At 63.5% G+C, this 13,070-nt stretch carries 16 protein-coding genes; 7 read left to right on the forward strand and 9 right to left on the reverse strand.

All coding sequences use genetic code 11. The annotated features are described in order from the left end of the window. Positions 1 to 66: 66 nt before the first annotated feature. The 4 genes from NKI16_RS15200 to NKI16_RS15215 all read right to left on the reverse strand — a co-directional run bounded on the left by NKI16_RS15200 (position 67) and on the right by NKI16_RS15215 (position 2,938). Complete coding sequence (locus tag NKI16_RS15200; protein WP_352570132.1) at positions 67 to 420, reverse strand: winged helix-turn-helix transcriptional regulator; 354 nt, start codon at positions 418 to 420, stop codon at positions 67 to 69. A gap of 330 nt (positions 421 to 750) precedes the next feature. Continuing rightward, positions 751 to 2,097: an FAD/NAD(P)-binding protein gene (locus tag NKI16_RS15205; protein WP_352784313.1), complete on the reverse strand. Its 1,347-nt coding sequence runs from the start codon at positions 2,095 to 2,097 to the stop codon at positions 751 to 753. A gap of 49 nt (positions 2,098 to 2,146) precedes the next feature. Continuing rightward, positions 2,147 to 2,599 (reverse strand): RrF2 family transcriptional regulator, encoded by a 453-nt coding sequence (locus NKI16_RS15210; protein ID WP_023675902.1) that lies wholly within the window; start codon positions 2,597 to 2,599, stop codon positions 2,147 to 2,149. Positions 2,600 to 2,746: 147 nt separating this feature from the next. Further along, positions 2,747 to 2,938: a hypothetical protein gene (locus NKI16_RS15215; RefSeq protein ID WP_352923191.1), complete on the reverse strand. Its 192-nt coding sequence runs from the start codon at positions 2,936 to 2,938 to the stop codon at positions 2,747 to 2,749. Between the two features lie 352 nt (positions 2,939 to 3,290). Here NKI16_RS15215 and tauA point away from each other — a divergent pair, with 352 nt between their 5' ends. The 3 genes from tauA to NKI16_RS15230 all read left to right on the forward strand — a co-directional run bounded on the left by tauA (position 3,291) and on the right by NKI16_RS15230 (position 6,049). Continuing rightward, positions 3,291 to 4,304, forward strand: a complete 1,014-nt coding sequence (tauA, locus tag NKI16_RS15220) for a taurine ABC transporter substrate-binding protein (RefSeq protein WP_352570126.1) — start codon at positions 3,291 to 3,293, stop codon at positions 4,302 to 4,304. Between the two features lie 108 nt (positions 4,305 to 4,412). Then, entirely contained in the window at positions 4,413 to 5,186 is a 774-nt protein-coding gene (locus tag NKI16_RS15225) for a taurine ABC transporter ATP-binding protein (protein ID WP_352570124.1), read from the forward strand. Next, positions 5,183 to 6,049: an ABC transporter permease subunit gene (locus NKI16_RS15230; RefSeq protein ID WP_352697403.1), complete on the forward strand. Its 867-nt coding sequence runs from the start codon at positions 5,183 to 5,185 to the stop codon at positions 6,047 to 6,049. The genes NKI16_RS15225 and NKI16_RS15230 overlap by 4 nt, the downstream gene beginning before the upstream one ends. Positions 6,050 to 6,203: 154 nt before the next feature. Here NKI16_RS15230 and NKI16_RS15235 read toward each other — a convergent pair whose 3' ends face one another. Then, positions 6,204 to 6,497: a hypothetical protein gene (locus NKI16_RS15235; protein ID WP_352697404.1), complete on the reverse strand. Its 294-nt coding sequence runs from the start codon at positions 6,495 to 6,497 to the stop codon at positions 6,204 to 6,206. Between the two features lie 305 nt (positions 6,498 to 6,802). Here NKI16_RS15235 and NKI16_RS15240 point away from each other — a divergent pair, with 305 nt between their 5' ends. The 3 genes from NKI16_RS15240 to NKI16_RS15250 all read left to right on the forward strand — a co-directional run bounded on the left by NKI16_RS15240 (position 6,803) and on the right by NKI16_RS15250 (position 9,528). Then, the gene (locus NKI16_RS15240; protein ID WP_352570118.1) at positions 6,803 to 7,162 is read left to right on the forward strand and encodes a septal ring lytic transglycosylase RlpA family protein; all 360 of its coding nucleotides are present in this window, start codon (positions 6,803 to 6,805) and stop codon (positions 7,160 to 7,162) included. A gap of 255 nt (positions 7,163 to 7,417) precedes the next feature. Further along, entirely contained in the window at positions 7,418 to 8,695 is a 1,278-nt protein-coding gene (locus NKI16_RS15245) for a polyhydroxyalkanoate depolymerase (RefSeq protein ID WP_352570116.1), read from the forward strand. Between the two features lie 215 nt (positions 8,696 to 8,910). Beyond that, the gene (locus NKI16_RS15250) at positions 8,911 to 9,528 is read left to right on the forward strand and encodes a transglutaminase-like cysteine peptidase (protein WP_352570114.1); all 618 of its coding nucleotides are present in this window, start codon (positions 8,911 to 8,913) and stop codon (positions 9,526 to 9,528) included. A gap of 9 nt (positions 9,529 to 9,537) precedes the next feature. Here NKI16_RS15250 and NKI16_RS15255 read toward each other — a convergent pair whose 3' ends face one another. Genes NKI16_RS15255 through NKI16_RS15270 form a run of 4 tightly spaced genes read right to left on the reverse strand, consistent with a single transcriptional unit; the run spans position 9,538 to position 12,330 of the window. Then, complete coding sequence (locus NKI16_RS15255) at positions 9,538 to 9,906, reverse strand: helix-turn-helix domain-containing protein (protein ID WP_352570112.1); 369 nt, start codon at positions 9,904 to 9,906, stop codon at positions 9,538 to 9,540. A 53-nt stretch (positions 9,907 to 9,959) separates the two neighbouring features. Beyond that, entirely contained in the window at positions 9,960 to 10,496 is a 537-nt protein-coding gene (locus NKI16_RS15260; protein WP_352570111.1) for a Smr/MutS family protein, read from the reverse strand. After that, entirely contained in the window at positions 10,493 to 11,599 is a 1,107-nt protein-coding gene (gene mltA, locus NKI16_RS15265) for a murein transglycosylase A (RefSeq protein ID WP_352784316.1), read from the reverse strand. Before mltA ends, NKI16_RS15260 begins: the two co-directional genes overlap by 4 nt. Before the next feature lie 23 nt (positions 11,600 to 11,622). Further along, the gene (locus NKI16_RS15270; protein WP_352923228.1) at positions 11,623 to 12,330 is read right to left on the reverse strand and encodes a Tim44/TimA family putative adaptor protein; all 708 of its coding nucleotides are present in this window, start codon (positions 12,328 to 12,330) and stop codon (positions 11,623 to 11,625) included. Between the two features lie 198 nt (positions 12,331 to 12,528). Between NKI16_RS15270 and NKI16_RS15275 the strand changes: the two genes are divergently transcribed. Continuing rightward, positions 12,529 to 13,020: an FxsA family protein gene (locus tag NKI16_RS15275; protein WP_352570108.1), complete on the forward strand. Its 492-nt coding sequence runs from the start codon at positions 12,529 to 12,531 to the stop codon at positions 13,018 to 13,020. Positions 13,021 to 13,070 lie beyond the last annotated feature (50 nt).

A 13,070-nucleotide genomic window follows, 5' to 3' on the forward strand; every position in this document is an offset into this window, starting at 1 on the left:
CGCTCCATCGCTTTGTCTTCACACATTGCGGACGGAAAACCGCTCCGCGCTTTTCCCGGAATTGATCTAGGTGGTGGCTGCGCTGTCGGTGCGAAAGCGCACACCCTCGGCGCGGCCATGCACGCTGCCCCAGTCATAGAGCGCCTGCAGCGCGGCGGCGAGATCACCGCCGCGCCCGGTCAAGGCGTAGCGCCCCTTGCCGTCCGGCGACGTCTCGAGCGTGACGAAGCCGATCTCGACAAGCTCGGCCAGGCGCTGCGTCAGCATCTTGTCCGAGAGTGAGGGGATCAGCCGGCGCAGGTCGGAATAGCGCATCGGCTGTTCCTTGATCCGCGCCAGGATCACCGTCTTCCATTTGCCGCCGAGCGCGTCGAGCGCGAACTCGACCGGACAGCCGTACAGTCTTCCGCGTTGGGTCATGCGCCAATGCTAGGCAAGGCACGGTGACAACGGAAGCAGAATTTGCCCGGTCATCTGGCCAGGGTCGCGGCTCACGGCCTGGCCGGCTACAAAATCCATGGAGGAGAACGAAGATGGGCGTCCGCGACACCAATACGGTCAATGCGAGACAGCCGAAACGTGTGGCGTCATCGCCTGGCTGTCTCGACCACCACGGGCTGGCCGGTCGGCTCTGGTGGAGCGAGCTCCCGCACCCCTGGTTCGTCTTCAGCGAACGCGTTTATGCCGTCGAGGTCTTTTCACCCAACGGCGGCGGTCTTGCGTCCGAATTGCGCCAAGACGAAGGGAGCCTCATCCGAGCAAGCGCTTGCTCAGCCGCGCGCACTGCACGCGAATATCGGGAATGGCGTCGATTTCGAAGAAGGTGCCGCGCGTCAGTGGCCCGACGGCGAGGATCTTGGCGGATACCGTGCCGTCGCCGGCGATGACCTCGCAGTTCGCGGTCACGTCGAGGCCGAGGCGCAGCGGATCCGGCCGTGCCAGCCCACGCTCGACCAGCGACCGCACCACGCTGTTCGAGGTGGTCGAGATGTCCCTGGCGATGCCTGTGCAATCATAGATGCGGGTGACGTCGAACCTTTCGAGCTGCTGCGTGTGGCGCGACTGGACCTGTACGCTGAAGCCGTCGCCGGCGGCGATCTCGACGACGCGCCCGGCGACAAGGCGGATGCGGCCCGCTTGCACCGCCTCGGCAACGCGGGTGTAGACTTCCGGCGCCATGCGATGGCGGTGGATGTCCCACCAGGCCTTGGTGTGCTCGACGAAGCGGCGCTTGGCCGAGGACGGCCAGTTCTGCCAGATCTTCTGGTTGAAGGGTCTCAGACCGTCGACGACGTCGCGCCAGTCGATGCCGGCCTTCTGGTTTTCCCGGATCAGGTCGCGGAACCAGCCGACGAAATAGGAAAGCTGGGTGCCGAGCGGAATGTCGGCAACGTCGAGCTTGATCGGATTGCCCTTGCGATGCGGCGAAGGCAGCAGGCCGCGCCGCGACACCGCGACGATCGCGCCGCGGTGGCCGCGCTGCTCGAGCGACAGGAAGGCATCGACCATGCTCAAGCCGGTGCCCAGGACCAGGACTCGGGCTTCGGGGTCGAGCGCAGTATCCGCCTCGGATCCCATCCTGATCGCATGCCCCTGCCCCGCCCCCGGCTCTTCGTCGTGGCCGGTGGCGAGCACGGCAAGATGCGCAACCACGCTGGTGCCGTTGGCCAGCGCCACTTCGACGCCTGACGCGGTCGGCGAGATCGACAGGCTCTCCTCGCGGATTAGGCGCAGCCGGCCCGTCCGCTGCTCACGCGCCTCGAGCTCGTCGAGAAGCTCCTTGAGATAGCGGGCGTAGACGCTGCGCGGCGCATAGACCGGCGCCTGTTCCGGCGTTGCCAGGCCGCGTTCAAGCAGCCAGCGCGAGAAATTGCCGGGATCGTCGGCATAGGCGCTCATGCCCGACGCGCTGACATTCAGCACATGCGCCGACAGCAGCGTTGAATAGGCCATGCCTTGCCCAAAATGAGGGCGTTTTTCGATCAAGCTGACACGTAGATCGGGATTGGGCGACTTCAGCAGATGCGCGGCAAGCACGACGCCGCTGGCACCGCCACCGACAATGATGATCGAACTTGGCGTAGCGCGCACGGTCATGCGCACACCAGCTGTCCTGGCGATCGTCGCCGGCTCAGGAGAGATTGGTTCAGGCCTGGATTTTCAACGCCGCCGAAAAATCCTCGTCGCCGGCGATGTCGCGCATTTCGGCGAGGCTGCGCTGGTCCAGCACCTCGGCGATGGCCTGCCGGACCTCCAGCATCAGGTGTCGGACTTGGCATGTCGCCTCGTTGCAGTCTTCGCAGCGCTGATACTGGGTGCGGCTGGCGCAAGGAATGGGGGCAAGCGGTCCGTCGAGCACGCGCACGACGTGGCCGACCTTGATCTCGTCCGCCGGGCGTGCCAGCCGGTAGCCGCCCTCCTTGCCCTTGCGGCTCTGAACGAAACCGGCATTGCGCAATTCGCCAAGGATGGCATCGAGGAACTTCTTCGGAATATTGTTTCCTGTGGCGATGTCGTTGACGAAGGCGAGCTGTCCAACCGGCAGGCGTGCCAGATGGACGAGCGCCTTGAGGCCGTATTTACCTTTTTTTGTGAGCATAACCCGAACGTTTCTCTGTCATGCGATGGCGCAAGGCCACCGGTTGCGAAACGCCTGGCGTGCCTCCCCGCCGCGTCCAAGCTGTCACTACAGATAAATTCTAGTGACATGATATACAAGCCGAGAAACGTTGATTTTGCTTCGTTTTCACGCCGCAATGGCCATTTTGGCCGGGGCTTGTGCTTTTGGAAGCACAGAAGCCGCCGCCAATGGCGTACCGCCAAACTGGCCGGCGGCAGGAATGTCCCCATCGGCGAGAACACCGACAGCAGTTTCTGCCCCTGAATTTGAAGGCCAAAGCATGCCGCGCGCGGCAACAAGGAGGGTGGCGTCGCTCATCGTCCTCTCCAATCCTTCAATGTCGATAAGGATACTAGACTTAACCGCGAACACAGGGAACTTGTTTCCAATTTCTTGGCTACTCGCAGCATGGTTTGCCGATGCAGGGGCGAAAACGGGAAAATCCTTGGTGCGCGCATGGACGACGTGGAAGAGGTTCCCCGGGCAAGGACGATGGTTCTCACCCGGGCCGTCCCGTCACCCAGAAGCGTGCGAATGTGCAACTGCCATAGCCAGATGACTTTTTCTAACAAGACCGAACCGATTGGAAGGATTTAACTCTACAAGAACGATAGAGTTAGGTGACTATGAAACGCAATCCGGGTTTTTCTCGTTTTCCAAGGAGCCTTTCATGTCCACCATTTCGCGACGTATCGTTCTCTTGTCCTCGGCGGCCTTGGCTGGTGCGGCCTTTCTCGGCCCAGCCGATGCGCAGGACCTCAAGATCACTATCGGCTACCAGACGGTCGTCGAACCCTCGAAGGTGCCGCAGGCCGACGGCGCCTATGAGAGCGCGACCAAGTCGACAATCGACTGGCGGAAATTCGATTCCGGCGCCGACGTGATCGCGGCGATCGCTTCCGGTTCGGTCGACATCGGTTATGTCGGCTCGAGCCCGCTGGCGGCGGCGGCGAGCCACGAGCTTCCCATCCAGACAATCTTCATTGTCGGGCTGATCGGCGAATCCGAAGCCCTTGTCGCCCGCAACGGCGCCGGCATCGAGAAGGCCGCCGACCTTGCCGGCAAGAAGGTGGCGGTGCCCTTCGTTTCGACGACGCATTACAGCCTGCTTGCCGCGCTGAAGCATGAGGGTGTCGACCCGAAGTCGGTCGATATTCTCAATCTACGGCCACCGGAGATCGCGGCGGCATGGGCGCGCGGCGACATCGACGCCGCCTATGTCTGGGATCCGGCACTCGGCCAGATCAAGACGACGGGCAAGGTCGTGCTGGATTCCTCCCAGGTCGCCGCCTGGGGCGCGCCGACCTTCGACGCCTGGATCGTGCGCACCGACTTCGCCGAAAGGAACCCGGAAGCGGTGCGCGACTTCGTCAAAGTGACGGGCGCTGCCTATGCCGACTTCCTGGCCAAGCCGGATCAATGGTCGGTGTCCTCGCCGCAAGCGGCCAAGATTGCCAGGATCACCGGGGCCAAGCTCGAAGACGTGCCGCAACTGCTGAGGGGCTATGTCTTCCCGACGCTCGAGGAGCAGGCCTCGGACAAGTTCCTCGGTGGCGGCACGGTCAAGGCGGTCGAGGCGACATCGGCCTTCCTCAAGGAGCAGGGCAAGATTGACGCCGTGCTGCCGGATTATTCGAAATACGTGTCGTCGAAATATGTCAGCGAAGCGCTTGCCTCGAACTGACGCCAACGCGCGCGGTTCTCCTTCCCTGACGCCGCGTGCTCCCTGCCCCGAACCGCTTGCGAGGAGCGGCTTCGGGGCAGACAGATTCGGAATATCGGCGAGGTTCCCATGACGCATCTCGTGCTCGACAAGGTCTCGGTCCACTATGACGGTCAGCCGGCGCCGGCGGTCGAAAATGTGTCGATTGAAATCGCCAAGGATGACTTCGTTGTCCTGGTCGGCCGCTCCGGCTGCGGCAAGACCTCGTTGCTCAACGTCGCTGCGGGCTTGGTCGAGCCTGTGCGCGGACGCGCCACGATTGGCGGCAGGCCGGTCACGGCGCCAGGCTCTGACCGCGCCGTCGTGTTCCAGAACGACGCGCTGTTTCCGTGGCTGACCGCGCGGGAAAATGTCGCCTTTGCGCTCAGGCTGCGCGGTGTCAGGGCGGCTGAACGGGCGCGGCGCGCCGACAAGCTTCTGGCGCTGGTGAAGCTCGACGGCGCCGGCGATAAGCGCATCTGGGAGCTTTCCGGCGGCATGCGCCAGCGGGTCGGCCTGGCCCGGGCGCTGGCGGCCGAGCCGCAATTCCTGCTGCTCGACGAGCCGCTGGGCGCGCTCGATGCGCTGACACGCGAACGCATGCAGACAACGCTGCTCGATCTGTGGACGGCAAGCCAGGTCGGCGTGCTGATGGTCACGCACGGCATCGACGAAGCGCTGGTTCTTGCCACCCGCATCATTGTGCTCGCTCCCGGCCCTGGCCGGGTGGTGCAGAGCTTCGAGACCGGCTTCAGCCGGCGCTATGCAGCCGGCGAGGCCATTCGCAGCATCAAGGCCGATCCCGCCTTCGCCGCGGCGCGCGGCGAGCTGACCGACGCGATCTTCGAAGGGGAGGCAGCATGACCGTTACCTCCTATACCGAGCGGCCGCAGCGCTCCAAGGTCGACGACGGAGCCGACGGGTTGTCGGTGCCATGGTCGCGGCCGCGGCCGAGACGCAGCCGCGTTTCGGCCCGCGTGGTTAGCGCGATCACCATTCTGATGATGCTGGCGGCGTGGACGGCATCGGCCCGCCTGCAATTGGTGTCGCCGGTTTTCCTGCCGTCGCCTGTCGCAGTCTGGAACAAATTTGTCGTCGTCGCCCGTGACGGCTTTGTCGACGCGACGCTGCTCCAGCATATCGCCGCCAGCCTGTGGCGGGTGTTTGCAGCGCTGATCGCGGCCGTTTTCGTCGGCGTTCCCATCGGGCTGGCTATCGGCATCAGCACGATCGGGCGCGGCATCTTCGATCCGCTGCTCGAATTCCTGCGGCCGATCCCGCCGCTCGCCTATCTGCCGCTGATCATTATCTGGTTCGGCATTGGCGAGCCGTCCAAGATCCTGGTGATTGCCATTGCCATGCTGGCGCCAGTTGCGCTGTCGACGGCATCGGGTGTTCGCGGCGTATCGAAGGACCGCATCAATGCAGCGCGCTCACTTGGCGCCACGCGGCGCCAAGTGATCAGGCACGTCATCCTGCCCAGCGCGCTGCCCTCGATCCTGACCGGCCTGCGCATCGCGCTTGGCGCCGGCTGGTCGACGCTGGTTGCCGCCGAGCTGGTGGCCGCGACGCGCGGGCTCGGATTCATGATCCAGTCCGCTGCCCAGTTCCTCGTCACCGACGTGGTGGTGATGGGCATACTGGTGATCGCGGCCATTGCCTTCGTGCTCGAATTCATCATCCGCAGGATCGAGCGGGTGCTGGTCCCGTGGGCGGGGCGGGAGTAACCGGACCGGAGACGTGACGATGCCCCATTCCACCGCTGTATTGTTTGCGCATTTCGGCCATTGGCTCCGCCTGATCAAGGCCGGAGACAAACAGCCGCCTGACGACGAACGCAAAACGCCGACGCCGGTGCATCTGGACGCGGAGCGCAACCGCTTACCGCCGCGCGACGAAAGTTTCTACTGGGGCTGGCAGTACTGGTCGCGGTGACCGGGCTGCCACGGTCCGCTGTGTGCTGCTCCGGCCAATGCCTGAGGATCGACGCCTGCTCAACCACGCGAGCGGTTCGCCCAGGCCAGCCCGGCCAACCAGCGCGGTGACGATGCCGACATAGAGCCATTGCGACTGGCCGGTCATGAAGCTGCCACCGATAAGGCCGATGCCTTGCAATGACCACAGCACGCCGGTGGCGAGCACAATCAAGGCCAGCAGATTTTTGATCAATCTCATTGCTGAAACTCCTTTCCAAGTCGATCGTCAGCCGCGTTCCGGCCGGAATGGAACAGCTAAAAGAAGCGGTTCGGTCACGCCAACTTCTACTTGGATGCTAACCTCTGATCCTGCGCAAGACATGCGGAGATCGGTGCAACGATCATCAAAGAAGCTGTGTCGTGCTGCGGAAACTCTCTGACAAATTGTTTCGCACCGACTCCAAACGTGTAACATTGTCATGGAACCGACAGATCATTGCCGCATTTGCTGCCTCATTCGCCCCTAACCGCTGCGGGTCTGTCAACGGAGCCAGTCCCCAACACATGAACAAAAGCAACCGGACCGCGCTTGTCGCGGCCATGACCGCGGCTGGCCTGATGGTCGGCGCATCCAGTGCCAGCGCCGCCGCGCAGTGCGGCCGTGCCTCCTGGTACTCACTGCATTCCAGAACCGCTTCCGGCGAACGCATGAACCCGTCGGCGCTGACCGCAGCGCATCGCAGCCTGCCGTTCGGCACCAAGCTGAAGGTGACCAACCGCAACAATGGCCGCAGCGTCGTCGTGCGTATCAACGACCGCGGCCCGTTTATCAGGGGCCGGATGCTCGATCTGTCGAAGGGCGCCGCCAGCCAGCTTGGCTTCATCAGCTCGGGTCACACCGCTGTCTGCATGGCACGGGTCTAACGGCCGCCACGGCCGGACACCGCCTCCGACGCTCATCCCCAATAGCCGTGCTGCTTGCCAGGCCTTCGCAGGTGCACATTGAGCCGGCTGTTGCCGTTCCAGGCGGATTCTCAACGCCTTGGACGAAAGAACGAGCATAAATCACGCAAGTTGACGTATTGCATCGCAGCAGATTGTTGCTAACTTCCCCGCAAGGCATTCAAGGCTCGGCGCTGCTCGTCGGCCCTTCGATCGCAGTCGGCAGCGGGGTTCTCGATGTTCTACCAGCTCTACGAACTGAACCACGCCGCCTTGCAGCCGGCCCGCCTCTATGCCGATGCGATGCGCCTGTTCTACTCCAATCCGCTCAATCCGGTTTCACACACGTCCTGGGGCCGCTCGGTTGCGGCAACGGCCGAACTGTTCGAGCGCACGACGCGCCGCTACGGCAAGCCGCAATTCGGCCTGACCAAGACCGTGGTCGACTGGAAAAACGTCGAGGTCAGCGAACGCACCGTCTGGTCGCGGCCGTTCTGCAACCTGGTTCGTTTCGAGCGCGCGGTTCCGGCCGGGCGCCGGCCGGATCCGAAGCTGTTGATCGTCGCGCCGATGTCGGGCCACTACGCGACGCTGCTGCGCGGCACGGTGGAGGCGATGCTGCCCTATGCCGACGTGCATATCACCGACTGGGTCGACGCCCGCATGGTGCCGCTGGCCGACGGCAGCTTCGATCTTGACGACTATATCGACTACATCGTCGACATGCTGCATGCGCTGGGCCCCGACACCCATGTGATGGCGGTGTGCCAGCCTTCAGTGCCGGTGCTGGCGGCGGCGGCACTGATGGAAGCCAAGGGTGATCCGTTCGTGCCCTCGACGATGACGCTGATGGGCGGGCCGATCGACACGCGCCGCAATCCGACGGCGGTCAATCTGCTGGCGCAGGAAAAGGGCATCGACTGGTTCCGCGACAACGTCATCATGCGCGCGCCCTGGCCGGTGCCGGGCTTCGGCCGCGAGGTCTATCCTGGCTTCCTGCAGCTTTCGGGGTTCATGAGCATGAACCTCGACCGCCACATCATCGCCCACAAGGACTTCTTCATGCATCTGGTGAAGCATGACGGCGACAATGCCGAGAAGCACCGCGAGTTCTACGACGAATATCTGGCGGTGATGGATCTGACGGCGGAATTCTACCTGCAGACCGTCGACACCGTGTTTGTCCGCCAGGCCTTGCCCAAGGGCAAAATGACGCATCGCGGCGTGGCGGTCGACCCTTCGGCGATCCGCAATGTCGCCCTGTTCACGGTCGAGGGCGAGAACGACGACATCTCCGGCCTTGGCCAGACCAAGGCTGCGCACGACCTGTGCATCAACATCCCGGCTGACAGGCACGCCCATTACATGCAGCCGGCGGTCGGCCATTATGGTGTGTTCAACGGCTCGCGCTTCCGCTCCGAAATCGTGCCGCGCATCGTTGATTTCATTACCAGCTATGGCCGTCAGAACCGCGTTGCGGTGAAGCCGAAACTGGTCCGGACCGGCAAGAAATAGGCGACCAGCGATGATGCCGCGCCCGCGACCTCGCGTCAGGTCGGCCAACGCTAAAATTACCGGTTGGAATCGGTGTAGTCCATCCGAGCTGTTGCACAATAGTCGCGTTGGCGCCACGCGGGTAACCATGCCGCAAAATCAATCCATCCTCATAATTGACACGGACTGTAAATACCCCTTAACGTTTCGTTAACAACAAGGGACAAGCGGGGACAATGATTTCCTCACCAATGGCGAGAACGCTGCGCCTGTGCGCGCTGGCCGGACTTACTGTGGCGGCAGGTTGGGCCGGTTCGGCCTCGGCAGCCAGCCCGATGATAACAGGTGGCCCGACCTCGCAGCCGATCGGCCATTATGATTTCTGCAAGAGCTACGCGTCCGAATGCTCGATCCGCCCGAAGGATCTGTCGCCCGCCAGCCTGACAGGCTCGCTGTGGCGCAAGCTGCTCAGCGTCACGGCAAGGGTTAACGCCGCCGTCAAGCCGGAGAGCGACTTCGACATCTACGGCAAGGACGAGGTCTGGGCCTATCCCGACAAGGGCGTCGGCGATTGCGAGGACTATGTCCTGGAAAAGCGCCGTGAGCTGAACCGGCTGGGCGTCTCGTTTTCCGATCTGCTTATGACCGTCGTGCGCAAGCCGGATGGCGAAGGCCACGCCGTGCTGACGGTGCGCACCGACAAGGGCGACTACATCCTCGACAATCTGACCGACCAGGTCCGCTCCTGGGACCAGACCGGCTATCGTTTCCTCAAGCGGCAGGCGATTGACAATACCGGCCGCTGGGTCTCGATCCGCGGCGGCCAGCAGGTGCTGGTCGGCTCGGTCCAGTAACAAGGCAACTCATTTCGGCTGTGCCAGCGCGGCGCGGATCGACGCAATGATGCGGCGAAGCTCGGCTTCGTCGAGCTTTTCGATGTTGTCGGCCAGGAGATTGGCAAGCTCGGTCGCCGCCGGGCTAAGACCCGACGTGTCGAGCTTGACGCGCGGATGCGAGGTTTCGGCCAACCGCGCCAGTTCCTCGGCCTCGTCCCAGATGATGTTGAAATAGCCGATGATCTTCTGGATCAGCGTCCAGCTCGGCGCACCGCGGCGGCCGTGTTCGAGCGCCGAGAGATAGGCCGCGCTGACGCCGATCGCCTTGGCCATGTCCTTCTGGCTGACGCCGCGCTCGTTTCTCAGCACGCGAAGCTTTTCGCCGAATGGGGTCACAAGCGCACCTTCATGGGTGCATCCTCATAGGTGCGTCCCTCATGGGCGTGTCCTCATGAGCGCGCCCGCCGCAAGCGGATATAGAGCGCACCCGAGCCGCCATGTTTGCGGGCGGCATGGTCGTGGCTGGAGACGAGGGGCCGGAAGGCGGGTGTCGACAGCCATGACGGCACGGCGCGCCGCAAGACGCCATCGCCGCCCGACGAGGAACCCTTGCCGGTGATCACAAGGACGTAGCGGATGCCGCCGGCATGCGCCCGGCACAGGAAGGAAAACAGCAGGGAATAGGCTTCAGCCTGGGTCAGGCCATGCAGGTCGACGCGGCCCTCGATCGGCAGCCGGCCCTTCGACAGCTTGTCCAGCGTCGGTTCGTCGAGTGCGTGGGAGACATGCTGCGCCTTCGGCTTTGCGGCCGTGGCAGCATTGCCCGCGACCTGTGCCGGCGGCGGCGCCTGCCTGGTCTCGTCGATCTCCGGCCCGACGTCTGGAATTTCGACGGCGGTTTTGCCCTTCAGCGGCTTTGCCGTGCGCGCCACCAGGTTCCACAGCACCCGGTCGTCCTCGCTCAGCCTGTCGATGCGCCGGGTCATCGGCCTGCTCCTGAAACAAGCGACCGGGGGATCAGCGCATAAAAATCGGCGGCGTTGCGGATAACGCCGGCGATCTCGCCGGCCGCATCGCCCGACCCGGCAAACAGATCGCCGCGGGCCGGCCCGGTGATCGCCGAGCCGGTGTCCTGCGCGATCATCAGCCGCCGGAACGGTTTTCCGTCGAAAGCGGTCAGCGACGGCGCATCGATATGGAAGGGCGTGCCGAACGTGTGCAGCAGCCGGTCGACGGCGATCGAGCGGCCGGGTGTCAGCGCCACCTTGGCGGCAGCGATCGGGCCGAGCTCTGGGTCGTCGACGCCCATCTCGCGGAAGAAGATGTAGGAGCGGTTGCGCCAAAGGATCTCGTCGACGCGTTCCGGATGCGCCTTGAACCAGGCACGGATCGACTGCATCGTCACTTTCTCCAGCGGGATCTCGGCTTCCTCGCTCAGGATCTGGCCCGGTCCGGTAAAGCGCTGGCCGGATTTGGCGGCATAGGTGATGCGGCGAAGCCTGCCGTCGGTCATCTTGAGCCGCGCCGCGCCCTGCACGTGAATGAAGAAGGCGTCGACCTTGTCGGCGAGCCAGGCAATTTCCAGCCTTTTTCCGGCAAGCACGCCGCACTCGATCTCGCCGCGGTCGAAATATTCGACCGGGCCGTTCGGCGCCGCACGTGCGAAGGCGAGATAAGGATCCATGCCGGAAGGACGATTGCCGTCGTCGACGTCGACAAGATCGGCCGGGCGCGACAGCAACGGCACCGAAAACCGTTGCGTGCGTACCGGCGAGGCTTCGACCTCCGGCTCGTAAAAGCCGGTGACCAGGCCGGGACCACCACCTTCGGCATCGATACGGGCCGGCACGAAGTGGCGCTCGAAAAAGCTTCGGGCCTGCAACCGATTCGCCGGCGAAACGGTGCGCGCTTCGGCATAGGCGTCGGCAAAGCCATTGTAATCGACGCCGAGCGCGCCGGAGCGGTAGGGTTTCGTCAGGATATGAAAGGCCGAGCGGCGAAAGGCGTCAAAGGCAGGGAGATGGTCGTCCTCGCCCCAGCCCGGCAATTCGCCAAAGGATTTTTCGCTGAAGGCTCGAGAAAGCGACACGACAGCCTCCGCCGCCGTCCAGTTCAGTCTTCTTCTTCGGTGGCGACGAGCTTCCAGTTCGGATCGCGCGAGCGCGCGTCACGAGCGAAGGTCCAGACATCCTTGACCTCGGCGACGGTTTCGGGATCGCCGTCGATGACGGCGCCGGCCTTGTCGCGGGTCGCCGAAATCAGCTCGCTGACAATGCGCAGCGTGATGTGCGCCTCGCTGCCCTTCATCTCGGCCGAAACGATGTCGGCCTTGTCGATGCCGACGAAGGAGGACTGGATCTTTTCGGCTTTCGCCTCACGGTCGCCGATGGCCGCGACGAAGCCGTCATAGACCTCGCGCGACAAAAGGTTCTTCAGCGTTTTGCGGTCGCCATCGGCGTAGGCGATGAGGATCATCTCGTAGGACATCTTGGCGCCGTCGACGAAGGTCTTCGGATCGAAGGTCGGATCATTGTCCTTGATCGCCCGCAGGCCCCGGTTGAGATCGGTGTCCGGCTTGGCAAAGGCATCGATCGCCACATAGGCATCGGCCGCCGGCTCTCCCGCCAGGCGCTTGCGCGGCAGCGAGACCACGTTCTCGGGTTTCTGGGCGGCATCCTTGTCGTTTTTGCGCGCTGCCGTATATGGATCGAAGGGTGGGCGCTCGTTGCCCGTGCGTCGGCCAAGCACGTTGCGCAGCTGGAAGAAGATCACCACCGCCGCAATCAGAAAGAAAATCGTGCCGAAGTCGAAGAAGCCCATATCTTGCGCCAATCAATCCCTGCTTTGGCCGGACCAGCGGCCAAGCAAGGGCCGCGATCACATAGCGTTCGGTATCCAAAGCATATAGAACGCATGGCGCAATCATTCAAATCAAAGGCAGCCATACCTATCTAACAGCTCTGGTGCCAGCGGCGATTGCTCGCCGGCCGGCAAAACATCGAAACGATCGGTCAAGATTTGCGTATCTCGCTGTTTCCCCTGTTCATTCTAACGCTTCCGCTGCTGGAGATAGCCGGTTTCGTCATTGTCGGCCGCCAGATCGGCGCGCTGGCGACGGTCGGGCTGGTGCTGGCCTCGAGCATTGCCGGCGCCTTGCTGCTGCGGCACCAGGGTTTTGGCGTGATGGCCAGGGTCCGTGCCGAAATGGATGCCGGGCGTGATCCGAGCGGCCAGCTTGCGCATGGCGCCATGATCGTGCTGGCCGCGATCCTTTTGATCATCCCCGGCTTCATCTCGGATATTTTCGGCCTTCTGCTGTTCCTGCCGCCGGTGCGCGATCTTGCCTGGCGGATGCTGAAAGGCCGCATCGTGCTGGCCACCGATTTCAGCAGTGATTTGCGGGCAAGGCAACGCGGCAAGACCATCGATCTCGACGACGGCGACTATTCGCGGGCCGACGACCATACGCGCGGACCGGGTTCTCCCTGGCGCCGCCTCAAGGACGAGTAGCTGCAAGGCAACCGGCGTCTTTTGCAAACTTGTCTTGTCGGGCCGGCCAT

Source organism: Mesorhizobium sp. M0698 (assembly GCF_040320455.1).
GTDB lineage: Bacteria > Pseudomonadota > Alphaproteobacteria > Rhizobiales > Rhizobiaceae > Mesorhizobium.